The organism is Thiohalomonas denitrificans (assembly GCF_900102855.1).
Classification (GTDB): domain Bacteria; phylum Pseudomonadota; class Gammaproteobacteria; order Thiohalomonadales; family Thiohalomonadaceae; genus Thiohalomonas; species Thiohalomonas denitrificans.
In genome coordinates, this window is the sequence record NZ_FMWD01000006.1 from 110,294 (window position 1) to 133,820 (window position 23,527).

A 23,527-nucleotide genomic window follows, 5' to 3' on the forward strand; every position below is an offset into this window, starting at 1 on the left:
GCCACAGCATCGCGCCGGCACTAGCTCACGGACAGCTGTGTTGCGCTAGCCAATGCATCGACCACCGAATGCTGCTCTTTTGGGTCCAGATACGGGTGCATGGGCAGACTCAAAACACGCGCACTCGCCTGTTCCGCCTGGGGGCATGCAGAGGGATCGAGGTTAAGTCCGGAAAACACCGGCTGCCGGCAAAGGGAAACGGGATAATGCACGGCGGTGGGTATACCGCGCGATTTCAGTTGCCTAGCAATTTGATCGCGGTCCTCCACCTGTACCGTATATTGTGCATATACACTGGTGTGATAGGGCTCGATATAGAGCGGGGCTATGCCGCTGAGCGCAGCCAATTGCCGCCCGTATTCCGCCCCGATTCTGGCCCGGTTCACCACTTCTTGCGGGAAGATTTCGAGTTTTTCCAGCAGGATCGCGGCCTGGATCGTATTTATGCGCCCGTTGATGCCGATCACCGGATGGTGATAGCGCCGATCCTGCCCATGCACCCGGATCTCCCGCATTGCCTGCGCGAGTTCATCTTCGTCGGTAAACAGCGCCCCGCTATCTCCATAGCCCCCTAACGGCTTGCTCGGAAAAAAGCTCGTCGAACCGACGGTGGAAAGCCCACAGGACTTGCGCCCCTTGTAAGTGGCGCCAAAGGATTGTGCACCGTCCTCTATCACCGGGAGTCCATATCGGGCGGCGATAGCATTGATGGTGTCAAAATCGGCGCACTGGCCATAAAGACTGACAGGCATAATGGCCCGGGTCTTCGACGTGATCTTCGTCTCTATTTTTTCCGGATCGATATTATAGGTGCGGAAGTCTATGTCGACGAAGACAGGCATCGCACCCAGCAAGGCAATTACCTCGCCGGTCGCAATAAAGGTAAATGGAGTCGTGATCACTTCATCGCCCGGACCGATGCCCAACGCCATCATGGCAATGAGAAGTGAATCGGTACCACTGGACACGGCAACACAGTGCTTTACGCCTGCATATTCAGCCAAGCGCTCTTCGAGTTCGGCCACTTCCGGCCCCATGATGTACCGGCCGTGGTCCAGCACTCGCCGGATACGCGCCTCCAATCGGGGGCGAATGCTCTTTTGCTGGGATTCAAGATCGATAAATTGCATGGGCTCTTCCTGAGAATTATCATTATCCTTGCGCTTCCGTCCGCATGACTATGTAGGGGAACAGGAATACACAGTACAGTTACATACTCATGGCTGCGGCGCGGGATGCCAGTACCCTTGATGCAGTCCATTTGCCCCCGAAAACAGTGATTACCCTATCTGTTTGCTCGAAAGCCGATTCCCGGCTGTTGCTGCCGGCATCCCGTGCGGACTGCACTAACGGCCGCAATCCTGCGAAATGCGTTTTAATGTTTGCTTCGCCGATGTTGCGATGCAGATAGCTCCGGCAAAATCCGATCAGGTATGAAGTCTCCTCTGCAGAACACTCGACCGGCTCGTTTAGCCGCTGGGCCACTTCGGTGGTCCCCACCAGGGTATGGCCTTGATAGGGAAGAATGAATGCCACCCGGCGCTGCCCCGGTACTTCAAGAATCGCGCCATGAGCGATCGGGAAGTCGAAAACCAGATGACTCCCCTTTACAAGGCGGAGTCGAACGCTGCTTTCGATACCACTTTGGATCAGCAACTGCTCTGCCCAGGGACCGGTAACGTTGTATACCAGATCATAGCGCTCCCAATCGCCACCGGCGATCACCTGACCCGAACTCGTCACCCTGTCGACGGCGGCATTCTCTCGAATCGTTACTCCCGCTTTGCTGGCCTGTTCCGCGGCCCACAGACCGAGCGCCCGATCATCCATCTGTCCGTCAAAAAACCGATATCCGCCAACGAGCCCTTCCGGTTTCAACTCCGGCAGCAAGGCCAGCAGCTCAGACGGCATCAACTTTTGGTGTCGACCCAGGCAAGCTTTTCCGGCAAGTCCGTCATAGATCGTCAATCCGATCTTCATCTTCAAAGGCGATCGGCTGCTCTTTCGATAAATCGGCAACAGGATCGGCAGCGGGCGTGCCAGATGTGGCGCCTGCTCTATCCACCAGGCCCGTTCCGCCAGCGCTTCACGAACCAGGGAAAACTGACCATGCTCCAGATAACGCAGCCCCCCGTGCAGCAACTTGGTTGAGGCACTGCTGGTGGCCGACATGAGCGTGCCCTTTTCGAACAACTGGACGGTATGTCCCTTTTTCGACAGTTCCCAGGCCGTCATTACACCGTTAATGCCACCGCCAATCACTGCAACCCGTTTCATAAAGGGCGACACGCCTCCTCGTCGATCGCATAGGCTTGGCCACACGCATCGCAGGAGACCTGGCCCTCATTGGGCAACCGCACACCGCACTGACACATCCAGCCGACGCGAACAGCGGGATTTCCCAACAGAAGTGCATAATCGGGCACATCCTTCGTCACTACTGCGCCTGCACCGATGAAGGCGTACTTCCCGATGGTATGCCCGCAGATGATGGTCGCATTCGCCCCGATGGTGGCGCCAGTTCGCACGAGGGTCTTCTGGTACTCCAGTTTTCTGGCCACGTGAGAGCGTGGGTTTACCACATTGGTGAACACCATGCTGGGCCCGCAAAACACGTGATCCTCGAGGTGAACCTCGTCGTAAATGGAAACATTGTTTTGTACCTTTACGCTGTTTCCGATCGTTACCCTGTTGCCCACGAAAACGTTCTGCCCCAGTGAACAGTCACGGCCAATACGCGCCCCGGCGCAGACGTGTACCCAATGCCAAATCCTCGTGTGCTCGCCGATGGTCGCCCCCTCATCAACAATCGCAGTCGCATGTACACTAAACGTCATGGCTCACCTTCAATACTCCAATGGGAGTGACACCGTGCGTCCGTCACGTGCAGAGAGATAGGCGGCTATCAGTACCTCCAGCGACTTCAATCCCTCACGTCCGTCGGTCTCCGGTTCCGCCTCACCACGCATCACGTCGATGACATTCTTGTAGTACCCCGGGTGCCCAAAGCCGTAAACCGATGTGGTTTCGTAGTTTGCGGCCTGTACCTGGCTGTCGTACTCCCGCTCATCGGAAAATTGCCAATGCTGGATCTCGTTTACGGCGACGCCACCCACGCGCACGGTTCCCTTCTCACCGAGTATCGTTATCGAACCTTCGAAGTTCTTGGGATAAGTGAGCATCGTCACACTCATGGATCCAAGCGATCCGCTCCGCCAGCGAACATTAAGGACTCCGCTGGTCTCGACCTCGACATCCCGGTCCAGGGTGCCGTTCATCGCCTGAATGCTCTCTACGGGACCGATCAGCCAGTCGAGCAAGTCCACATAGTGGCTCGCCTGATTCATGAAAGCGCCGCCATCGAGTTCCCAGGTCCCGCGCCACTTGGCCGAATCGTAGTACTCCTGCGGGCGATTCCAGAATACGTTGATATGGACCATATAAATTTTCCCGAACCGCTTTTCGGTGATGGCCTGTTTCAACAACTGAAGGGTGGTATTCTTTCGGTTCTGCTTTACAACGAAAAGTCGCACACCCTCCTGGTCGCAGGCCCGGACCATACGCAGACCATCTTGCCACCGTGTGGCCATCGGTTTTTCGGTGACCACATTGACCCCGTGTTGCGCCGCTCGAACGGTTTGGTCGGGATGGAGCCCGCTGGGAGTACATAGTGCCACCAGATCCATCGATTCATTTTTGAGCATCGCCTCCATATTGCTATAGCCGGGCACTTTATACTTTTCGGTATGATTTCCGAGAATATCCTCGTCCACATCGCAAACGGATACCAGCTCCATGTGTTCGCTGTGGACGTCAATCGAATCGAAGTGATTCCGGGAGATCCGCCCGCACCCCACGATCCCGATACGCAATTTTCGATTGTTGATTTTTGATGCCATTTCAATCCCATCCCTGGGTCAGTTTTCGTGTAAGGTCTGTCGCCGGATGTGCTTGCGTTCAACGTTTGCGTAAGGAGATCTCCTGCAAACCAGGTCCGACGCCCTGGGTAAGTTCTACTCAATACCGTTTCCTGCTGCAAACGAGCGATCCAGGCCACCGGTATACTCCTGTTCCGCGCTGCATTGGGAGCAAACACCTTCTCCCGGCGTATACTCGGGGACGCAAGCCTTCAGAATTTCGATCACCTCTTCAATCCGGTTCTCATCGGCTGCCCGCCACAGGTCATGCAGAGGCTCTTCAATCTCGTTCCAGGCAACACCCCCTTCCTGTGCACGCATGATCTTCGGATGCTCTGTAGCGTACGCCTCGCTGTCGACCAGGAGTTCTTCATAGAGTTTTTCACCCGGACGAAGACCGGTAAACTCGATGGCAATGTCCCCGCTTTGGTTGTTGTCGGTTTTCTCGATAAATCCCATCAGGTGGATCATCTTCTTTGCCAGGTCATGAATCTTGACCGGTGCGCCCATGTCCAGAAGGAACACGTCTCCTCCGCGTGACATGGCACTGGCCTGCAGCACCAACTGGGCCGCCTCGGGGACTGTCATGAAATACCGGATCACCTCGGGATGAGTCACAGTGATCGGACCGCCCCTGCGAATCTGCTCTTTAAAGTGGGGAACCACCGATCCGGAGCTTCCGAGGACATTGCCAAAACGAACGATACAGAGGTCCGTCTTGCTCTCTCCCTGCCGTTCCCGCTCCTGAATTGCCTGAACCACCAGTTCAGACATGCGCTTGGTCGCCCCCATCAAGTTTGTCGGCCGCACGGCTTTGTCCGTTGATACCAGCACGAAGGTGGCTGCCTGTGCAGCCACAGCCGCTTCGGCGACGTTCCACGTCCCGATCACATTATTGAGCACACCCTCCGCAATGTTTTCCTCCAGCATGGGAACGTGCTTGTATGCCGCAGCATGAAAGACAAGGTCGATTCCATACTCTGCCATGACAGCCGCAACCCGCTGGCTGTCTCTGACCGAGCTCAAGACTGGATGAATAGCGATGGTCGTTTTCGCGTATTTGTTGGCCTCTCTCAACTCTTTCTCTATGGCGTAAAGCGCATATTCGGACATTTCATAGAGCACGACCCGAACCGGGTTGAGGTCGATGATTTTCCGGCAGAGTTCTGATCCGATCGTGCCACCGGCACCCGTCACCATGACATTTTTTTTGTTGGCGGAACTGGTCAGCAGGGCCATCTTCGCCTCGACGGGCGCTCGCTCCAGCAGGTCCTCCAGGTCGATATCTCGCAGTTCATCGACGCGGGCCAGACCGACGACCAACTCCCCCAGATGAGGCACGGTGCGGATTCGAACAGGAAGAAATTCAACGCGGCGGAGTGCCTGCTGCCTCTGGTGTCGGCTGGCTGAAGGCAGAGCGAGGAAGATCTCGTGCAATCCCCTTTGCTGGACAACATGCTGAATATCATGGGTATTGAAGACCGGAGTGCCATCGATAATCACTCCGTCCAAAGATGGATCATCATCAAAAAATGCCCTTACGTGGCACTGATTTCCGCTGTTAATCGCCGCAGCGAGTTGGCGTCCTGCATCACCGGCGCCATAAATCCCCACCGCCTTCGCTCTTCTGGCCGCTCTGTGGCGATAATAGGCCCGAATCGCAAAGCGACTTCCGCCCACATAAATCAACACTATTGCCCAAAAAATAATGAACACGGCCGGATCGGCTTCGAGTTGAAATAGCCAGGCCAAACCAAACAGCAGCAGTGCGGCAGTGGTCACTCCCTGGATGATTACAAACGCGGCTTCCTGGCCGATGTAGCGCGTGACCGCACGATAGAGTCCCAGGCGGATAAAAGGGACAACGCTTGCGACTACTGAAAAGAGTAAAAGCCACTTCCTGTCGTCGGTCAGATCCGGCGGAAGAGTGCCGGATCGAAGTGCAAACGCACACCACAACAAAACAGGAATCAGCCACATGTCGACAATCAATAAAGGGGCGCGTCCAGCGCTCCTTGCCAATGTCTGCGGCAGTTTCATTTAGCATCCTTGCTATGTTGCATGACGTCCTGGCCGGATCACCCAAACGGCCTTGATTCAGAACCCTGCCTGTACGTCGTTTCAGCCTCCGGAGCTCAACTGGCGTACTGGTGATAGTAGCGCACGTAATAGGAGTTCGTGGCTGACACGTCGTTGACAATAAAGCCATCGATACTCAAATCACTCTGTTGAAATCCTCGCATCGCCGCCCTGATTTCTCCCATCGGATGTTGACCTGCGCGCAGGACCATCAGGTTCACATCAGAGTGTCGAGCGATGACAACAGCATCTGTGACGGCAAGGGTTGGTGGACTATCTACAATGATCATGTCGTAGTGCTGCCGTAGCCGCTCCAGAAGTGCGGCGAAACGCTCGTGAAGAAGCAATTCGGAAGGGTTCCGAGGCATATCCCCACAAGGAAGAAAATCCAGTCCCTGTTGTCTGGTTTGGTGAATTGCATCTCCGGGCAGAACCTGCCCCCGCAGCACCCCGGAAAGACCGTATCCGCGCTGAATCGCAAACGCATCATGCAGATGTCCCTTGCGCATGTCGGCATCGATCAGCAGGGTGCGTTTGCCACTGTCAGCAAGCACCACGGCGAGGTTGGAAGCCACGAATGACTTGCCAATATTCGGAGCCGGGCCGGTGATGGCGACAATCGGATGTTCGACATGCTGGGCGGCAAAATAGACGTTGGTTCGAAGACTTCGCAAGGCTTCTACTGTCGGACTATCCCTGTCGAGGATCGCGAGGAGCCGCTCCCTCCCTTTGAACTTTCTCGACTTCTCCAGTTTGGCCTGACTGGTGCTGTGTAATATGGAGGCATACACCGGAAGACTGAGGTTTTTTTCAACAACCTCGGGATCGTCGATGCCTTGACGAAAGCCATTCCGCAGCACGACGCCAAAGATCCCGAGTGTTGTCCCGAGAATAGCGCCCAGGGACAGCATCAGTGATGGCTTTGGTTTTGTCGGCTCTATCGGGAGGTCGGCCGGGTCGATCACCCGGGCATTGGTTACAGTACCCGCGCGCATCACACGCATTTCCTGTGCCCTGTTCAACAAAAGCAGGTAAAGCTCATTAGCCACCGTCACATCGCGTTCCAGTCGGATGGACTTTTCCTGCTCGTCTGGCAACTTACGCATCTCTGCATTGAGGCTGGCCCGCTCATTTTCAAGCGATCGGATTTGCTGATTGATTTCGCTGAACAGGGGGTGCTCCGGAGTAAACTTGTTTTCAATATCATCACGCCGGATCTTCAACTCGGAGAGTTGCGTTTCCAGTGACGTTGCACGCTCCAGCAGGGCTTCCGCTTCCAGCGTAACGTTCACACTGCCCACACTGGAGCGGTAGTCATTCAGGCGATTTTCGGCCTCCGTCAGGTTCTTTCTCAACGCAGGCAGATGTTTATTGAGCACCTCGAGGGTCTTCTCGGCTTCCTGGGCTCGACGTGCGACATTGTGCTGAAGATAGGCACTTGTGATGGTGGTGAGGATGCGCTGCAGAAGTTCAGGATCGGGGCCCTCCAAAGCCAGCCTTATGATTCCTGTTTCCTCCCCCTGTTGCGATACATGGAGGGCGTTGCGCAACTTGTTCACGGCGTGCCAGCGGTAGCTTCTGGTGACCGAAAACTGTGCCCCCCGATGTGCTCTCAATTCGGAAACGAGAATTTCCAGCGAGTCTTCATCGCCAAGGTCCTGACTTAGCAGTTCGCCGACTCGCCCCTCCGCGAGTTTGTTACCCAAGTCGTCGTGAATCTCGTAAGAGTCATTACCCATCGCAACCAGGGACATGGCCTGGCCTGTCAGGTAGTCGGGTACCTCCAGCCGGTCGACGGTAATTTTCTCTTTTCCCCATGCGTAAGGCTTCAGATACTCCCAGGCAGCCGATAATTCCTGCACAGGGAGACTCATCTTTGCTATTGCTCTGCCGGCAACCGGCAAGTACGTCGGTTCGGCAACGATCGCAAGATTCAGCTCGTCAACCGCTGCGCCCACCACGGACCGGGAACGAAAGAGCTGCATCTCGGCTTCCACCGGACTATCGCCTGCCGAAATCGAAGAAAGCTCCCGGGTGCTTTCGGAATCAGCTTGCGCCGGGTCTATCTGGATGAGGACATCGCTTTGATAAATTGGTCGTGCAGTGAACGTATAGAGACCGACCACGGTCAGGACGAGCAGCGCAATACCGAACACAACGTGTTTCGCGCGCCAGAGTTCAACAACATACTCCCTCAAATCGACAACGTTTTCGCTTGCGTTGAATGGCGGGCTTTGTTTGAAGTCACTCATCTTACCTTCCGTTGGCGCGTGAATGATTTAAGAGGATATCGGCAGCGACAAGGCTGCCCGCCCATGCGTCATACCCGGGCGGATTGGCATCTTCGAGTCTAGAGCCGAGGCATTTGATTGAAAGCAGGCGCCCGGTCGGACCGCGTGTCGCATGCGAGTCAGTATAGTGCCATTGTGGCTTCGTACCGTCAGATGACCCAACGCAAACGTCCATGCTTGAGTTCGGCTAAACCAGGAGCCATCCTCCGCCGTCCTTGTAATTGCAAAGGTCGCTACGTTAGCTAATCAGTAGTGGATAACACCGCTAGTTTCCAGGGCCAACGGTGAAATTTCCCGGCTGTCATACCAGGGAGAGGGCCTGCGGCTGGCTCCTAAGTCAGGCCCGCCTCCGCCATGGCGACGGCGCGGAAGATCGCGCGACCCTTGTTCATGGTCTCTTCCCATTCTTTGCTCGGGACGGAGTCGTAGACAATGCCGGCACCGGCCTGGATGTGCAGCTTTTCATCCTTGATGACCGCGGTGCGGATGGCAATGGCAGTATCCATGTTGCCGTTCCAGCCGAGATAGCCGACGGCTCCCGAGTAGACACCGCGCTTGACTGGCTCCAGTTCGTCGATGATCTCCATGGCCCGGATCTTGGGCGCACCGGACACGGTACCTGCAGGAAAGGTGGCGCGCAGGGCATCCATGGCGGTGAGGCCGTCCCGCAGGTCCGCGACAACGTTGGAAACAATGTGCATCACATGGGAGTAGCGCTCGATGACCATTTTATCGGTCAGTTGCACCGAGCCGGTCTCGGCGATGCGGCCAACGTCGTTGCGCCCCAGGTCGATAAGCATCAGGTGCTCGGCGAGTTCCTTGGGATCAGCCAGCAGCTCCTGCTCCAGCGCACGGTCCTCCTCTTCGCTCTTGCCGCGCGGACGGGTGCCGGCGATGGGCCGCACGGTTACCTTGCCATCCTCCGCGCGAACCAGGATCTCCGGCGAGGAGCCGACCACCTGAAATCCCTCGAGATCGAGATAGTACATGTAAGGCGAGGGGTTGAGGCTGCGCAGCGCGCGATAGAGGTCCAGCGGTCGGGCATGGTAGGGGATCGAGAGCCGCTGCGAGAGCACTACCTGCATGATGTCGCCGGCGGCGATGTACTCCCTGGCCCGGGCAACTGCGGCCTCGAAACCCTCTTGTGTAAAGCCGGAGACGAAATCCTTTTCGGTCACTTCCGTCGAGATGCCGGACCGCTGCACGGGCGTGATGGCCCGCATGCGCTCGACTAGCCGGTCCAGCCGCTGCTGCGCCCGCTCCAGCGCACCGCCGGCGGTTGGATCGGCGTGGACGATGACGTAGAGCTTGCCCGAAAGATTGTCGAATACGACCACCTCATCGGAAACCATCAGCAGGATGTCGGGATTGCCCAGCGGGTCCGAATTGGGGCTGTCCCCGAGGCGGGGCTCGACATAACGCACCGTGTCGTAGCCAAAATAACCCACCAGACCGCCCGTGAAGCGGGGCAATCCGGGCACCTCTGCCATGTGGTAGCGGCCCTGGAAATCCTCGATCCAGGCGAGCGGATCGTCGGCCGTGGCCTGCTCGACCGGCCGGCCGCCCTCCTCCACCACGATGTCGTGGCCGAACACCTTGAGGACGGTGCGACACGGCAGGCCGATGATGGAGTAGCGGCCCCATTTTTCCCCGCCCTGAACCGACTCGAACAGATAGGTGTAGGGTCCGTCGGCCAGCTTGAGATAGGTGGAGAGCGGCGTGTCGAGGTCGGCGAGGACCTCGCGCATCACCGGGATTCGGTTGTAGCCCTCAGCGGCAAGCCGGGCGAAGTATTCGGGTGTCATGGCATTCCCCTGTCAGATGAAAAAGGCGATGGCTTAGCCCGGATGTTTATCATTCGGGCTCAATGGCGACCTAGCTGCGCCATCGTTTCCCGGGCCATGCCTTGTTCAACGTCGGGGTCATTGCTATTTACTGGATCCAGTTATTAACCACAGAGAGCACAGAGTACACAGAGAGGACAATTTAAAAATCTCTGTGAGCTCCGTGTCCTCTGTGGTTGATGTCTTTTCAGTCTTCCAACACTCGAGGCAACTCCGCCAGGGAGTCCACCACGGCGTCCGGGTTTGCCTCGCGGATGTCGTGGCCGTGATTGTAGCCGTAGGTCACGGCGATTACCGAAAACCCGGCATTGCGGGCGGCTTCCACGTCGTGCATGGAATCGCCGATCATCAATGATGCCTCTGCAGGAACTTTAAAGAAATCAGCAGCATGCCGCAAGGGCGCGGGGTCGGGCTTCTTTTGCGGCAGCGTATCGCCACTGACCACGATGCCGAAACAGTCGTAGATGCCGAGCTCCTGCAGGAGCGGCTCGGTAAAACGCGCTGCCTTGTTGGTTACGCACCCGAGGGCAATTCCTTCCGCTTGCAGATAGTCGATCCCCTCACGCACACCTGGATAGAGCCGGCTGCGGGCACTGGTGTTCTCTGCATAAAGCGCCATGAAGATCGGCAGCGCCTTTTCAAACAGCGCCGGCTCAGGCTCGTCATGCAGCGAATCGGTCAGTGCTCGTTTGACGAACCGTTCTACACCATTACCCACCCAGTTGCGGGCACGATTTTCACCACGCACCGGGAGACCGAGCACCTTGTTCATCTCGTCGGCGCAGAAGGCCAAATCCGGCACGCTGTCCACCAGGGTGCCGTCAAGGTCAATCAGGACCATCCGGGGTAGTTTCATTTCTCCGGCCTCGGTTATCAACCACGGCGGACACGGGGAGCACGGGGACCCCAATCAACAAGCCCCCGTGTCCCCGTGCTCTCCGTGGTTTTTTCTCTATTTACCAGCCTTGGCCAGCTCGGCGCGGAAGGTCTCCAGGATGGAATCATACTTGTTCGGATCGGAGGCCTCGGCCTTGCCGAAGATGCCCGAGCCGGCGACGAAAGTATCGGCGCCCGCTTCGGCGATCTCGCGGATGTTGTCGGCCTTCACGCCACCATCGATCTCAAGACGGATGTCGCGACCGCTTGCATCGATGCGCTTGCGCGCCTCACGCAGCTTGTCCAGGGTCGCCGGAATGAAGCTCTGGCCGCCGAAGCCGGGGTTCACGGACATGAGCAGGATCATGTCGACCTTGTCCATCACGTAGTCCAGATAGGAGAGCGGAGTCGCCGGGTTGAACACCAGACCCGCCTTGCAGCCCTCGTCGTGGATCAGCTGCAAGGTCCGATCGACATGCTCGGAGGCCTCCGGATGGAAGGTAATGTAGGTGGCGCCGGCTGCCGCAAAGTCAGGAATGATCCGATCCACCGGCTTGACCATCAGGTGCACGTCGACCGGGGCGGTGATACCGTAATCGCGCAATGCCTGGCATACCAGCGGGCCGATGGTCAGGTTGGGGACGTAGTGGTTGTCCATGACGTCGAAGTGCACGATATCGGCACCGGAATCGAGGACCTTCTTGACCTCGTCGCCCAGCCGGGCAAAATCCGCCGACAGGATCGAGGGAGCAATCAAATAGTCCGCCATAGTTCTTTGCCTCTGATTATGTCCGTTGCACGCCCGCATTCGGCGAAGCGCCCGAAAAAAGAACCCGGAATTTTACCCGCTGTCCCGGCCGAATGCGACTCGGGAGCGGATAGAATAGCGCGAAATCACCCTAACCTCTTGATTTCGACCTGTTAGAGTCCCATACCAATGGTTTGTGAATGCCCTTCAGCCGAAGCGGCAGCCTACCTTGACCAGTTGCAGAAGCAGGAGAAGACACCATGAGCATTATGCTCGCACTACACGTCCTGGCCGTTATCGTTTGGGTGGGCGGGATGTTTTTTGCCCACCAGGTCTTGCGCCCGGTGGCCGCAGTGGAGCTTGAGCCACCCGAACGGCAGGTTCTCTGGAATGGTGTATTCCGGCGCTTCTTCGCCTGGGTCTGGGCGGCGGTCATCCTGATTCTGGTGACGGGATACTGGCTTATTTTTGCCGTCTATGGAGGCATGGCGAACGTGGGCGTATACGTCCACATCATGAACGGCATCGGCCTGGTGATGATCGCGCTGTTCGTCTTTCTGTTTTTCGTCCCGTACCGCGGCTTCAGGCAGGCGGTGGCCGAACGCCGCTGGCCCGACGGCAAACAGCATCTGGACCGTATCCGCGCCATCGTCGGCATCAACCTCCTGCTGGGCCTCATCACCGCTGCGATCGGCAGCGGGGGACGCCTTTTCTAGGCGGGAACTGATGTAACTACAGCTTCCAACCACGGAGGACACAGAGAGACACGCGATCGGGCTTAGGCATTACATCTCCGTGTCCTCCATGGTGAATTCAGTCTCTAAGGCCCGAGCCCACCTGAATAGAGCGGGTCCACATCCCGTCGAGTAAAGGTCCGTTCGGCAGCCAGGGTATGGGCCTCGTGAACTCCGGATATCTTCGCCATGTGCCTGTTCACGAGGTTGTCCACGCCCTCTGCCGTGGTGGCTTTGATGAGCGCGACCAGGTCGTAGATGCCCGCGACGGCATGGACCTGGTCGACCCCCGGCAGTCGCGAAATACGATCGGCAATGGCATCGATGCGATTCTGGTCCACCTTCAACAATACGACTGCGTTTTCCATGACGAGCCTCCGTGTGACGTCCTTCTCAAAGGATAGACGCCAGCTGTGCGGTCAAAACGCCCTCGCCTTTCCGGGCGATCCTACTCGTCCATGCCGATGGAAAACATGGTTTCAAGGTCATGCCGGGACTGGGTACGGAAGGCGGGCATGGTTTCCGTTTCGATGATGCCGTCGACCTTGAGCATGTGATTGGTCACCACGTCGGCCATGGCTTCATTGCTGCGAACGCGAATCATCACCACCAGGTCATAACGGCCGCCGACGGAGTAGACCTCGCTGATACCCTCAATCTCCGCCAGTTCGGCGGCCACATCGTTGACCCGCATGCGCTCCGCCTTGACCAGTACGATTGCCGTAACCATGGCTTTCACTCTCCGGTTGCTGTGTCTTTCATAGGTTGGGATATTCACCGCAAAACGCAAAGAGCGCACCTGGCGCGTCGGGGGTCGAGACGGCGCTGTAAGCATGGTCGCTGTTGTTTGCTGTGTTAAGGTGACACGGAGTCCAAAAGCCCCCCTTTACCGATGGAATCACTGGAAAACGCCCTGGTCGCATTCGCCGGGTTTGTCTGGGGCATGCCGCTGGTTATTCTGCTGGTCGGGGGCGGCGTGTTCTTTCTGCTCTACTCCCGCCTGCTGCCCTACCGGCACTTTCGGCACGCCATCGCCATCCTGCGCGGCCGCTACGACGACCCCGGCGACCCGGGTCACATCGTACACTTCCAGGCGCTCACCACCGCCCTCTCCGGCACCCTCGGGATGGGCAACATTGCCGGGGTTGCCGTGGCAATCACCATGGGAGGGCCGGGCGCCATCTTCTGGATGTGGATCACGGCCGTGGTCGGGATCGCCACCAAGTTCTTCACCGCCTCGCTGGCCATCATGTACCGGGGGCGGGACAGTCTCGGCCACCTCCAGGGTGGCCCCATGTATGTAGTCCGCGAGGGGCTGGGGCGGCGCTGGCTGCCACTGGCCGGACTCTTCGCACTGGCGGGGCTGTTCGGGACACTACCGGTCTTTCAGGTCAATCAGCTGGTGCAGATCGTCCGCGAGGTGGTGGCGATACCGAACGGCTGGACCTCCGAGGCGGACCACTTCGGCTTTGACCTCACCCTCGGGGTGCTGATCGCAGCGGTGGTGCTCGCCGTAATTCTGGGCAACATCCAGCGGGTGGGGAGGGTCACCTCACGGCTGGTGCCCGCAATGGTACTGTTCTACATGGCCCTGACGGTATGGGTGCTCTTCGATAATGCCGGCGCGATTCCCGGTGCCTTTGCGCTGATCCTGGAGGATGCCTTCAGCGGCCAGTCGGTGGCGGGCGGCGCGGTCGGGACGGTGATCCTGATGGGGGTGCGGCGCGGCGCCTTCTCCAACGAGGCGGGCATCGGCACCGAGTCCATGGCCCACGGCGCCGCGAAGACCAATGAGCCGATCCGCGAGGGGCTCGTGGCGATGCTGGGGCCGGTCATCGATACCCTGATCGTCTGCACCTGCACTGCACTGGCCATTCTTACCACCGGCGTCTGGCAGGGTAGCGAGGCGGACGGCGTGAGCCTCACGGCCAGCGCCTTCGAACATGCCCTTCCAGGGACTGGCGCCTATCTGTTGACCATCATGGTGCTATTCCTGTCGCTCTCGACCATATTCAGCTTCTGGTACTACGGCAGCAAGTGCCTGGGCTTTCTGGCGGGTGCCGAGCGCCAGCACCACTACGTCTGGATCTATACGGGACTGGTGCTGCTCGGTGCGGTGGGGTCGCTCGAACTGGTAATCAGCCTGATCGACGGCATGTACGGGCTGATGGCCATTCCGACCATGACCTCAGCGCTGTTACTTGCGCCCAGGGTCAGGGCCGCCACAGCTGACTATTTTGCCCGCCACCCCAGAGAGAGGAGAGCCCTCGATTGACGGCACGCGGTTGCAGTTCCAAACCACTGCTTCAACGGGTGCCCCGCGTCTCCTTGATCATTTCGTAGGCGTTTTTAATCTCCTGCGTCTTCTCTGTGGCGATCTTCATCATCTCTTCGGGCAGTCCGCGGGAGACCAGCTTGTCCGGATGGTGCTGGCTCATCAGGCGACGGTAGGCGCGTTTGATCTCGGCATCGGATGCGTCGGCTTTGACGCCCAGCACTTCGTACGCCTCTTTTACGAGGTCCTTGCGAGGCGCCCGTCCCATTCCGCCGGCGGCACCGGGGCCACGCCCGGCGAAATCGCGGGCAGCCCGCGTCATGGCGTCGAGATGCGCGAATTCGGCCCGGGAAAAGCCCAGCAAGCGGAAGATCTCGATCAACAATTCCCGTTCCGCGGCATGCAGTGCACCGTCGGCATAGGCGGCCTGAAGCTGGATCTCGAGAAACATGCGCATCAGCGTGGAGCGACGCCCGACCACTGACCGGAACTGTTCCAGCACACCTTCCAGGTCGAAATCATCCTCCTTGCCCTGCCGGAACAGATCGATGGCCACCTGCTTCTGTTCGGGCTGCAGCGCCATCTGCTGCATCACTGCCTGGGCGAAACTGATCTCCTGCCTGCTGACCCGGCCATCGGCCTTGGCAAGGCGCCCCATGACGGAAAAGGTCGCCGTAAAGAACGCCATCTGGATCTGCTCGCGATCCATGGTCTGACCGGTGACCAGCTTCAGTCCCTTGTCGAACTGGTGCCCCACCACGGTGCCCAGCAGCGCACCCAGAGGGCCGCCAAGGGCAAAACCAAAGGCCGTGCCGAGCACCTTACCCCACCAACTCATCGAATTCTCCGCCATTCGGCTCGTGACCGGACCATGGTAGCGTGCCGCCGGCGCCGGCGCGAGAGCATGAAAAACGATCCTTCCGGTTACAGCGAGGTCGAAAGCGGGTATATATCGACCATCCTTAAGGAGAAGCTGGTCGATGAACGGTTGGGAGCGACGATTTGGACCTTGAACCCTGTCAGGCGGTAGTGGATGCCCTGGCAGATCGGGGGTGGGGCACCTTTCCCGGTTTCGTGGAGCGAGAAGAGGTGCGGGAACTGGCGAGGGAGTGCCGAACCCAGTGGGATGCCGGAGGTTTTCGCCATGCCGGAGTCGGGCGGGGCGAGGTCCTTCATGTCAACGCTGATGTGCGCACGGATCACATCATGTGGCTCGATCCTGAATTCGCCACCCCGGCCCAGCTTCGCTGGCATGGGCGTCTGGAGAAGCTGAGGCTGGCCATCAACCGCGACCTCTATCTTGGGCTCGCCGATTACGAGGGACACTTCGCGATCTATCCGCCTGGCAGTTTCTACAGGCGCCACCGGGACCAGTTCAGGGAGAACGAGCTGCGCACCATCACTACCATTCTCTACCTCAACGAGGACTGGAGATTGGACGATGGGGGCCAACTACGCCTCTATCTGCAGTCCGGCGAAGAGAGCCCCTACGTCGATATCCTGCCCGAGGCCGGTACACTGGTCAGCTTCCTCTCAGGCACATTCCTCCACGAAGTCCTCCCGGCCGGACGCCAACGAATGAGCCTGACCGGGTGGTACCGAAAACGGATATAGGGAGCTACTGCGCGGATATCCTCTGCTTCGAACAGATATTTAAACCGCAGAGGCGCGAGGGCGCAGAGCCTCCGAAGAACTTAACGAACCATTGAATTTTGAACCACGGGGAACACGGGGCGCACGGGGGAGGAAAAAACCCGATAGCTTGTTTTACCCCGGGGTCACCGTGTACCCCGTGGTTACCAGTTCTCCCTTGATTCGGGCCTGCACAGCAGGTGGTACGGTTCGCAATGACGTCCGCGTTCTCTCGAGTCGCTGGGTGGATGCGCTTCGCTTATCCACCCTACCAGGTGATTACTCCGACCCACGGGACGGGGCGCCGGGGGACCGACCTACCCGGTTTATCCCATGGTCCCCGCATATCGTGCGCTGCCTGCTTCAATCCTCAGCGAACTCCGCACCTCTGCGGTGCAATCGTTTCCTCTTTACGGTTCAAAGATTCACTCAGTCGCTCAGCCAGAACCACCAGATGATCAATCCGATCACGACCAGACCCGCAAGATTGACCCACATCATTTCGAGTCCTCCCCGGCGCGGAAAAAGCGCAGCCGATTGGCGTTGGTGACCACGGTAACCGAGGAGGCGGCCATGGCAGCACCGGCAATCATCGGGTTGAGCAGCAGACCGATGAAGGGGTAGAGCACACCGGCGGCCACGGGAATACCCAGAGTATTGTAGATAAACGCCCCGAACAGGTTCTGTTTGATATTTCGCACTGTGGCCTGGGAGATTGCAATGGCATCGGCGACGCCGTGGAGGGAGCCGCGCATCAGGGTGACGTCGGCGCTTTCGATGGCCACATCGGTGCCCGAACCGATGGCGAAGCCCACGTTGGCACGGGCCAGGGCCGGGGCATCATTGATGCCGTCACCCACCATGCCGACAATTTCACCCTCCGCCTGAAGCTTTGCAACGGCATCGGACTTGTGCTCGGGCAGGACCTCGGCAATCACCTGATCGATGCCCACCTGGCGACCCACCGCATCGGCCGCTGCCTGGTAATCGCCGGTAATCATCACGACCTTCAGACCCTCGCGTTTGAGGCGGCTTACCGCCCCGGCCGAGTCACTCTTGACGGGGTCGGCGACGGTGATGATACCGGCCGCCCGACCGGCGACCGCCAGCAGCATCGGCGTCTGTGCCTCGGCCGCCAGTTCGCCGAAACGGCTTTCAAGTCCGCCCAAACCCACTCCCTGCTCTCCCATCAGGCGCAGGTTGCCAAACAGTACGGTTTGACCGCGCCATTCGGCGCTAACACCACGCCCGGAGAGGGCCGCAAAACCTTCGACCGCTTCCGGTTGCATGCCGCGCTCCTTGGCGGCCTCGACGATGGCCTGGGCAAGCGGATGCTCGGAACCGGCTTCCACGGAGGCGGCCGCGTGCAGCAGCTCATCCTCCTCCCAGCCCTCTGTTGGTACTACCGAGGTCACCGTGGGGCGCCCTTCGGTCACGGTACCGGTCTTGTCAAGGACGATCGTGGTGAGTTTCCCGGCCTGCTGCAGCGCCTCGCCGTTTCGAATCAGGACTCCGTACTGGGCCGCCTTGCCGACCCCGATCATGATGGAAATCGGGGTGGCGAGCCCCAGCGCACAGGGACAGGCGATAATCAACACCGTCACGGTAGCGACGATGGCGAACGAGATCCGCGGATCCGGACCCCAGTTCAGCCAGGCCAGGAAGGTGAACACAGCAACGATCATGACCGAGGGGACAAATACCCCAGCCACCCGGTCCACCAGCCGCCCGATGGCCGGTTTACTGGCCTGCGCCTGGCGCACCATATCGATGATACACGCCAGAACGGTATCCTTGCCGATGCGTTTGGCCTGATAGAGGAAGGAGCCGGTCTTGTTGATGGTGCCACCCACCACCTCATCCCCGATTCGCTTTTCCACCGGCAACGGCTCACCGGTGAGCATGGCCTCATCGACGCTCGATTGGCCATCGATTACCACCCCATCGACCGGGATGCGCTCGCCAGGGCGAACCCGGACAGACTCTTCCACCCCCACCTCGATGATGGGCACATCCAGCTCTTTCCCCTCACGGACCACCCGGGCCGTTTTCGGTTGCAGGCCAATGAGCCGTTTGATGGCCTCCGAGGTGCGGCTTCGCGCCCGCATCTCCAGCGCCTGCCCGAAGTTGATGAAGGCGATGATAAATACTGCTGCTTCGTAGTAGGCGTGCTGGGCTATGGAAGGGACACTGTCTGGAAACAGCGTAATCGCCAGCGAGTAGAGCCACGCCGCCCCGGTGCCCATGGCGATGAGGGTGTCCATGTTGGCATTGTGGTGGCGGAACTGCTTCCAGGCACCAATAAAGAAGTGCCGTCCCGCATAGTACATGGTGGCCCCTGCCACTGCCGCAATCAGCAGCCAGAACAGGGGCGCATCGGCGATCGCGGGAAACCAGCCGGCCATCTCCCCCACCATCAGCGGGGTACCTACCAGCGCCGCTACTCCAGCTTTACGGAACCGGCCGCGATAGGCTTCGCGTTCCGCAGCCTCGCGCTCCTCCTGTTCCCGATCCAGGTCCTTGACCTCGGCCGCTTCATAGCCTGCGTCGACCACAGCCTTGATCAAGGTGTCGGCATCCACCCTCCCGCTCACCTGGGCGGCATGCTCGGCGAAACTGACGGAGGCCGTCTCCACGCCCGGGACCGCATTCAGGGCCTTCTCGACCGAGGCGACGCAACCGGCGCAACTCATACCGCCCACCGAAAGGCGATGTTCCTGAATCTTGTTCACAGATGCTCCTATTCTTAAAAAGCGTACAACCACAGAGGACACAGAGCTTCAGGCCAATGACACAGCGGCGCAAACTTCGCTGAAAGTTGGAATCTCAAAAAGCTTTTTATTGACGGGCTGAAGCCCGACCTACGACGAAAGCTATAGGTCGGGCTTCAGCCCGTCAGCGACCTTTGGTAGGACAACCTGCGGGAAGGCCGCCCAGGATCAATTCAAAGCCCTCTGTACCCCTCTGGTGAAAACCAGTTGCCTGACGACTCTCGGTTTCCCTACGATTCATCACAGTTAGAGTCGTTCCAGACGTTTGCCGCGGGAATTCGGGTTATAATCGGGTGCATCTTCCAGATGTTAAAGTATGGCCCAAACCCGATGGTTCAAGGCCGTACCCGCAGGAGACTGATCGTGAAACCACCGATGCTGCCGCTCAGCCTTTTCCTCAAGGCCGTGCCGAATACACTCCACAGTGAAGTACTGGGACACTTGTTCAACCACCTGCTCAAGGGGCAGTGGATGGCCGAACAACTCGAAGAGCTGCAGGGCAAACGGGTCTGTATTGCCATTACCGACACCGGCACCCGGCTCCGGTTCCGAATCCAGGACCGGCGTTTCAGGCGCCAGCCGGGTCCGGACATCAACGAAAACTGGGATGTCCGCATCAGCGGCAACCTGGCCGATTTCTGGCTGCTCGCCACGCGCGCCGAAGACCCCGATACCCTCTTCTTCGGCCGCCGCCTCGCCATCGAAGGCGAGACCGAAACCGGGCTCTACATCAAGAACATGCTCGACGCACTCGACTTCGACTGGGACGCCCACCTGCAAGCCGTGCTCGGCCCCCGCCTTGCCCCGCGTCTCCAGCGCCTGCTGCAGACCACCGGCATCGACCGACGCATCCGCCGCCTTACGGGCCAGCCGCAGATCTAAGACTGCGTCGCAGAGACACAGAGGAAGAACCTCACCCCTTGAATTTCGAACCACGGGGAACACGGGGCGCACGGGGAGGAAAAACCCGAACAACCTGTTTTACCCCGTGGCCCCCGTGTACCCCGTGGTTACAGTTGTTCATTGATTCGGCGCCGGGTGGCGGTAATTTTGCTGTGACGAGCATCCCTAATGCGCGTGCGCCGGGTATGCACCCTGCGCCGCTGTGTTACTCCCCGACCGTTTCGAGATCCGGGGCGGTCCAGTTCATGCCCGCCTTGCCGTGCCAGTAGCCGTTGCAGGGGGTGCCGGCGGTCAACCGGGTGGTTTTTTGTACCGCCGCTTCCGGAGAGAGCTCGCCGGCCATCACCGCGTGGAAAACAGTGGCGATGTGGCCCATGTGGTGCGCCTGGGGGGAGAGTCGCACCACATCGACATCCAGCGACTGCATGTCCGGGATTTCGGCGATCAGGTCTGCGGTGGTATCGGACTGGGTCTGTATGCCGTTGATGGTCAGGAACGGCTGCTCGTCCTGGGAGCGCATTACCAGACCGTCTTCGTAGTCGATGCAGCGCAGCTGGCAGTCATCCTTGGGAAGATTGTGGGCCCGGGCGGTGAAACAGCGCGCCGAAAAGGCGAGCGGCATACGGCCAAAGGCAAAAACCTCGGTCTCCATGCCTTCCGGACGACCGGCCTGCATCGCTGCCAGCGTCTCCCTCGGCAACTCCACCGGCATGACCCAGCGCTGCGCGCCGAGCCCGGCAAGCAGTACGAGGGTTTCCTGGTTGTAGACGTTCAGGTGCGGCCCGGCGGTGAAAGGGATTTCGTGTTTGGCACACAGGCGTACCGCGCCCCAGTCGTTGGCTTCCACGCTGAAGCGGCCATTTTCCACGATCTTGCGAAGCGTGATGAGTTCAGACTCTGCCTCGATGAGTGCCAGCGTCGACAGCACCACCTCCTTGCCTGCATCAGCCAGTTCCTCACCGATGGCCAGCCAGTCCTCGAGCTTCGGCGGTCGCCGCTTGGAGCAGACCACCTCACCCAGATAGACCGTATCCACCGGCCAGCCGGCGGCTTCCCGGTAAAAGGCCCGCACATCCTCCAGCGGCCAGAAATACAACAGAGGACCCAAGGAAAGCTTCATTGTTCAATGACTCCTGGAAAACGCAGAGTTCACAATCGGTGACTCGTGCCCACCCTTTAAATTCCAATCACGGGGCACACGGGGGGAGAGAGGCTCGAACAACACTTTTTGCCCCGTGCGCCCCGTGCCCCCCGTGGTTATCCCGCTCTTTTCCCGCACCGGATTACTGCCACTGACGCTCGAGGGCGCCCAGGGTATGGGTACTGCCTTCGGCCATTTTGTCCAGGGCGGCAACCCAGTCGTTGCGGGGAACGAAACTGTCAGGGTCCGCCTGACAGGCATCGAGTGCCTGACGCATTACCCGCGTGACCTGCGCCACGTAGGCGGGGCTGCGCTGGCGGCCCTCGATCTTCACTGCGGAGACCCCCATCCGTACCAGTTCCGGAAGAATGTCGAGCACCGACAGCGAGGTGGGCTCCTCCATGGCGTAGCGCAGATCGTCATTAATCAGATAGCGGCCCTTGCAGAGCACCGGATAGCCGGCGCTTTCTTCAGGCTTATAGGTATCGATCAGCACGCCGCCAAGCCGGACTTCGCGCCCCCGGGACGTTTCGGACCACTCGACCGATTTGGCCGGAGAGCATGCACCACAGGTATTGGGGGATTCGCCGGTGGCATAGGAGGAGAGGTAACAGCGCCCCTCCACCATGACGCAGAGCGACCCGAAGGCGAAAACCTCGATCTCCGCACTGGTGTTTTGGAGAACCCGGCGCACCTGGGGCATCGACAGCACCCGGGGCAGCACCACCCGCTGGATATTGAACTGTTCCCGATAGAATTCGATGGCCTCGTAACTGGTAGCGGAACCCTGTACGGAAAGGTGCAGACGCAGGTCGGGATGGGTGGTGGCGGCATAGCGCATCAACCCGGCATCAGCCAGAATGAGGGCATCGACCCCCAGATCCGCAGCCATATCCACGGCATGGGTCCAGGTACCCCAGGTCTGCGGCTGGGGATAGGTGTTCAGCGCCAGCAACACCTTGGCGCCCTTGCTTCGTGCGTACTCAATGCCACGGCGGGCCTGACGCTCGTCGAAGTTCAGCCCGGGAAAATTACGGGCGTTTGTTCCGTCACGAAAGCCCATGTACACCGCGTCGGCACCGTTGTCGACCGCTGCGCGCAGGGCCGGGAAACTGCCTGCCGGGCAGACCAGTTCGACCTTGTTGTTCATTGTCAGCCACCTGAAATGAAAGTATTCACCGCAAAGACGCAAAGAGCGCAAAGAAAAAACAGGGAACCGAAGACACCGAAGGCGTCGAAGAACCCATCGGCGTATTCGGCGGTTTCATGTCTTCGTAGTTACCTTTGTGCTCTTTGCGTCTTTGCGGTGGATCCGTGGATTTTCTAAGCCCTTTCCGCCCCCGCGGTTTGCTTCGGCCCGTCCTGGCCCTGGCCCGTCCCCCGACGCGCCAGTTCATGTTCGATTGCATTCAGTACCCGCCATTTCCAGTTGCACCACTCGGGCGCTAGCAGGATTTTCTTTGATGCAGTGCCGGTGACGCGATGATACACCACCTCAGGCGGGGTCATCTCGATGAGGTCCGCTGCAGTCTCGATGTACTGCTCGAACCCCCAGGGCCGGTACTCACCCCGCCGCCACTCGTTTGCCAGGGCGGTACCTTTGACCACATGCAGGGGGTGGAGCTTGAGTCCATCGACGCCCTCCTCCAGCACCCGTTCCAGTGTCACCCGGCTGTGCCAGGCGGTTTCACCCGGGAGTCCGAGGATCAGGTGGGTGCAGACCGGCAGACCGCGCGCACGCGCGGCGTGCAGCGTTTCGCGATATTCGGCGAAGCCGTGACCACGATTGACCCGCTCCAGACTGCTGTCGAAGGCGGACTGGAGGCCCAGTTCCAGCCAAACCTCCTTCCCCTGAGCCTGATAATCGGCCAACAGGTCGAGCACATCCTCCGGCACGCAATCGGGCCGCGTTCCTACCGAAAGGCCGATGACCCCGGGCTGATGAAGGGCCTCGTCATAGAGGCCTTTGAGATACTCGAGCTCGGCATACGTGTTGGTATAGGCCTGGAAATAGGCGAGAAACTTTTTGGCGCGGGTCCTCCGGCCGATGACCTCCTGTCCAGCGGCGATCTGCTCGGCAACCGGCACGGATTGCCGCCGGCTGTTGGGACTGAAAGAGCTGTTGTTACAGAAGGTACAGCCACCGATACCCTTGGAACCGTCACGGTTGGGACAGGTGAAGTCCGCATCCACCGACACCTTGTGGACGCGTTCGCCATAGCGGGCGATGAGCCACTGGCCGAACATGTTGACGTAATCCGAAAGTGCCATATCACCCTTTTTAGATCAAACCGCAAAGAACGCAAAGAACGCAAA

General features: G+C 59.2%; 20 protein-coding genes. 4 read left to right on the forward strand and 16 right to left on the reverse strand.

Going from position 1 to position 23,527, the window contains the following annotated elements; genetic code table 11:
* Positions 1 to 20 precede the first annotated feature (20 nt).
* The 9 genes from BLP65_RS10630 to rpe all read right to left on the reverse strand — a co-directional run bounded on the left by BLP65_RS10630 (position 21) and on the right by rpe (position 11,776).
* Positions 21 to 1,130: a DegT/DnrJ/EryC1/StrS family aminotransferase gene (locus BLP65_RS10630; protein WP_092996638.1), complete on the reverse strand. Its 1,110-nt coding sequence runs from the start codon at positions 1,128 to 1,130 to the stop codon at positions 21 to 23.
* Positions 1,131 to 1,209: 79 nt separating this feature from the next.
* Positions 1,210 to 2,277, reverse strand: a complete 1,068-nt coding sequence (locus BLP65_RS10635) for a glycerol-3-phosphate dehydrogenase/oxidase (RefSeq protein WP_092996641.1) — start codon at positions 2,275 to 2,277, stop codon at positions 1,210 to 1,212.
* Complete coding sequence (locus BLP65_RS10640) at positions 2,274 to 2,837, reverse strand: acyltransferase (protein ID WP_092996644.1); 564 nt, start codon at positions 2,835 to 2,837, stop codon at positions 2,274 to 2,276. Before BLP65_RS10640 ends, BLP65_RS10635 begins: the two co-directional genes overlap by 4 nt.
* Before the next feature lie 9 nt (positions 2,838 to 2,846).
* Positions 2,847 to 3,899: a Gfo/Idh/MocA family protein gene (locus BLP65_RS10645; protein WP_092996647.1), complete on the reverse strand. Its 1,053-nt coding sequence runs from the start codon at positions 3,897 to 3,899 to the stop codon at positions 2,847 to 2,849.
* Between the two features lie 114 nt (positions 3,900 to 4,013).
* A complete protein-coding gene (locus tag BLP65_RS10650; protein WP_092996650.1) occupies positions 4,014 to 5,957 on the reverse strand; it encodes a polysaccharide biosynthesis protein in 1,944 nt (647 codons plus the stop codon).
* A 95-nt stretch (positions 5,958 to 6,052) separates the two neighbouring features.
* Complete coding sequence (locus tag BLP65_RS10655) at positions 6,053 to 8,248, reverse strand: polysaccharide biosynthesis tyrosine autokinase (protein WP_092996653.1); 2,196 nt, start codon at positions 8,246 to 8,248, stop codon at positions 6,053 to 6,055.
* 371 nt (positions 8,249 to 8,619) lie between these two features.
* Entirely contained in the window at positions 8,620 to 10,092 is a 1,473-nt protein-coding gene (trpE, locus tag BLP65_RS10660; RefSeq protein ID WP_092996656.1) for an anthranilate synthase component I, read from the reverse strand.
* A gap of 226 nt (positions 10,093 to 10,318) precedes the next feature.
* Positions 10,319 to 10,987 (reverse strand): phosphoglycolate phosphatase, encoded by a 669-nt coding sequence (locus BLP65_RS10665; protein ID WP_092996659.1) that lies wholly within the window; start codon positions 10,985 to 10,987, stop codon positions 10,319 to 10,321.
* A 96-nt stretch (positions 10,988 to 11,083) separates the two neighbouring features.
* Complete coding sequence (gene rpe, locus BLP65_RS10670; RefSeq protein WP_092996662.1) at positions 11,084 to 11,776, reverse strand: ribulose-phosphate 3-epimerase; 693 nt, start codon at positions 11,774 to 11,776, stop codon at positions 11,084 to 11,086.
* 239 nt (positions 11,777 to 12,015) lie between these two features.
* Here rpe and BLP65_RS10675 point away from each other — a divergent pair, with 239 nt between their 5' ends.
* On the forward strand, positions 12,016 to 12,471 hold the full coding sequence (locus tag BLP65_RS10675) for a CopD family protein (protein ID WP_092996665.1): 456 nt from the start codon (positions 12,016 to 12,018) through the stop codon (positions 12,469 to 12,471).
* Positions 12,472 to 12,575: 104 nt separating this feature from the next.
* On the opposite strand, the gene BLP65_RS10680 is transcribed toward BLP65_RS10675, so the two are convergent.
* Entirely contained in the window at positions 12,576 to 12,857 is a 282-nt protein-coding gene (locus tag BLP65_RS10680) for an Lrp/AsnC family transcriptional regulator (protein ID WP_092996668.1), read from the reverse strand.
* 80 nt (positions 12,858 to 12,937) lie between these two features.
* Positions 12,938 to 13,219, reverse strand: a complete 282-nt coding sequence (locus BLP65_RS10685) for an Lrp/AsnC family transcriptional regulator (protein WP_092996671.1) — start codon at positions 13,217 to 13,219, stop codon at positions 12,938 to 12,940.
* A gap of 162 nt (positions 13,220 to 13,381) precedes the next feature.
* On the opposite strand from BLP65_RS10685, the gene BLP65_RS10690 reads away from it, so the two are divergent.
* A complete protein-coding gene (locus BLP65_RS10690; protein ID WP_092996675.1) occupies positions 13,382 to 14,764 on the forward strand; it encodes an alanine/glycine:cation symporter family protein in 1,383 nt (460 codons plus the stop codon).
* A gap of 31 nt (positions 14,765 to 14,795) precedes the next feature.
* On the opposite strand, the gene djlA is transcribed toward BLP65_RS10690, so the two are convergent.
* The gene (gene djlA, locus BLP65_RS10695) at positions 14,796 to 15,602 is read right to left on the reverse strand and encodes a co-chaperone DjlA (protein ID WP_092996680.1); all 807 of its coding nucleotides are present in this window, start codon (positions 15,600 to 15,602) and stop codon (positions 14,796 to 14,798) included.
* 164 nt (positions 15,603 to 15,766) lie between these two features.
* Here djlA and BLP65_RS10700 point away from each other — a divergent pair, with 164 nt between their 5' ends.
* The gene (locus BLP65_RS10700) at positions 15,767 to 16,378 is read left to right on the forward strand and encodes a 2OG-Fe(II) oxygenase (RefSeq protein WP_175452536.1); all 612 of its coding nucleotides are present in this window, start codon (positions 15,767 to 15,769) and stop codon (positions 16,376 to 16,378) included.
* Positions 16,379 to 16,893: 515 nt separating this feature from the next.
* Here the strand turns inward: BLP65_RS10700 and BLP65_RS10705 are convergent.
* Complete coding sequence (locus tag BLP65_RS10705) at positions 16,894 to 19,119, reverse strand: heavy metal translocating P-type ATPase (protein ID WP_092997119.1); 2,226 nt, start codon at positions 19,117 to 19,119, stop codon at positions 16,894 to 16,896.
* A 411-nt stretch (positions 19,120 to 19,530) separates the two neighbouring features.
* On the opposite strand from BLP65_RS10705, the gene ubiT reads away from it, so the two are divergent.
* Positions 19,531 to 20,049, forward strand: a complete 519-nt coding sequence (ubiT, locus tag BLP65_RS10710; RefSeq protein ID WP_245688305.1) for a ubiquinone anaerobic biosynthesis accessory factor UbiT — start codon at positions 19,531 to 19,533, stop codon at positions 20,047 to 20,049.
* Between the two features lie 226 nt (positions 20,050 to 20,275).
* Here ubiT and BLP65_RS10715 read toward each other — a convergent pair whose 3' ends face one another.
* The 3 genes from BLP65_RS10715 to BLP65_RS10725 form a co-directional block, all read right to left on the reverse strand.
* Complete coding sequence (locus BLP65_RS10715) at positions 20,276 to 21,190, reverse strand: U32 family peptidase (protein WP_092996686.1); 915 nt, start codon at positions 21,188 to 21,190, stop codon at positions 20,276 to 20,278.
* 163 nt (positions 21,191 to 21,353) lie between these two features.
* The gene (ubiU, locus tag BLP65_RS10720) at positions 21,354 to 22,361 is read right to left on the reverse strand and encodes a ubiquinone anaerobic biosynthesis protein UbiU (RefSeq protein WP_092996689.1); all 1,008 of its coding nucleotides are present in this window, start codon (positions 22,359 to 22,361) and stop codon (positions 21,354 to 21,356) included.
* A gap of 173 nt (positions 22,362 to 22,534) precedes the next feature.
* Positions 22,535 to 23,482 (reverse strand): tRNA modification radical SAM protein MnmL/YtqA, encoded by a 948-nt coding sequence (locus BLP65_RS10725; protein WP_092996692.1) that lies wholly within the window; start codon positions 23,480 to 23,482, stop codon positions 22,535 to 22,537.
* Between the last annotated feature and the right edge of the window lie 45 nt (positions 23,483 to 23,527).

Coding starts and splice junctions, on each gene's coding strand:
- BLP65_RS10630 (WP_092996638.1), bottom strand. CDS start 1,130: ATGCAATTTATCGATCTTGAATCCCAGCAAAAGAGCATTCGCCCCCGA.
- BLP65_RS10635 (WP_092996641.1), bottom strand. CDS start 2,277: ATGAAACGGGTTGCAGTGATTGGCGGTGGCATTAACGGTGTAATGACG.
- BLP65_RS10640 (WP_092996644.1), bottom strand. CDS start 2,837: ATGACGTTTAGTGTACATGCGACTGCGATTGTTGATGAGGGGGCGACC.
- BLP65_RS10645 (WP_092996647.1), bottom strand. CDS start 3,899: ATGGCATCAAAAATCAACAATCGAAAATTGCGTATCGGGATCGTGGGG.
- BLP65_RS10650 (WP_092996650.1), bottom strand. CDS start 5,957: ATGAAACTGCCGCAGACATTGGCAAGGAGCGCTGGACGCGCCCCTTTA.
- BLP65_RS10655 (WP_092996653.1), bottom strand. CDS start 8,248: ATGAGTGACTTCAAACAAAGCCCGCCATTCAACGCAAGCGAAAACGTT.
- trpE (WP_092996656.1), bottom strand. CDS start 10,092: ATGACACCCGAATACTTCGCCCGGCTTGCCGCTGAGGGCTACAACCGA.
- BLP65_RS10665 (WP_092996659.1), bottom strand. CDS start 10,987: ATGAAACTACCCCGGATGGTCCTGATTGACCTTGACGGCACCCTGGTG.
- rpe (WP_092996662.1), bottom strand. CDS start 11,776: ATGGCGGACTATTTGATTGCTCCCTCGATCCTGTCGGCGGATTTTGCC.
- BLP65_RS10675 (WP_092996665.1), top strand. CDS start 12,016: ATGAGCATTATGCTCGCACTACACGTCCTGGCCGTTATCGTTTGGGTG.
- BLP65_RS10680 (WP_092996668.1), bottom strand. CDS start 12,857: ATGGAAAACGCAGTCGTATTGTTGAAGGTGGACCAGAATCGCATCGAT.
- BLP65_RS10685 (WP_092996671.1), bottom strand. CDS start 13,219: ATGGTTACGGCAATCGTACTGGTCAAGGCGGAGCGCATGCGGGTCAAC.
- BLP65_RS10690 (WP_092996675.1), top strand. CDS start 13,382: ATGGAATCACTGGAAAACGCCCTGGTCGCATTCGCCGGGTTTGTCTGG.
- djlA (WP_092996680.1), bottom strand. CDS start 15,602: ATGAGTTGGTGGGGTAAGGTGCTCGGCACGGCCTTTGGTTTTGCCCTT.
- BLP65_RS10715 (WP_092996686.1), bottom strand. CDS start 21,190: ATGAAGCTTTCCTTGGGTCCTCTGTTGTATTTCTGGCCGCTGGAGGAT.
- ubiU (WP_092996689.1), bottom strand. CDS start 22,361: ATGAACAACAAGGTCGAACTGGTCTGCCCGGCAGGCAGTTTCCCGGCC.
- BLP65_RS10725 (WP_092996692.1), bottom strand. CDS start 23,482: ATGGCACTTTCGGATTACGTCAACATGTTCGGCCAGTGGCTCATCGCC.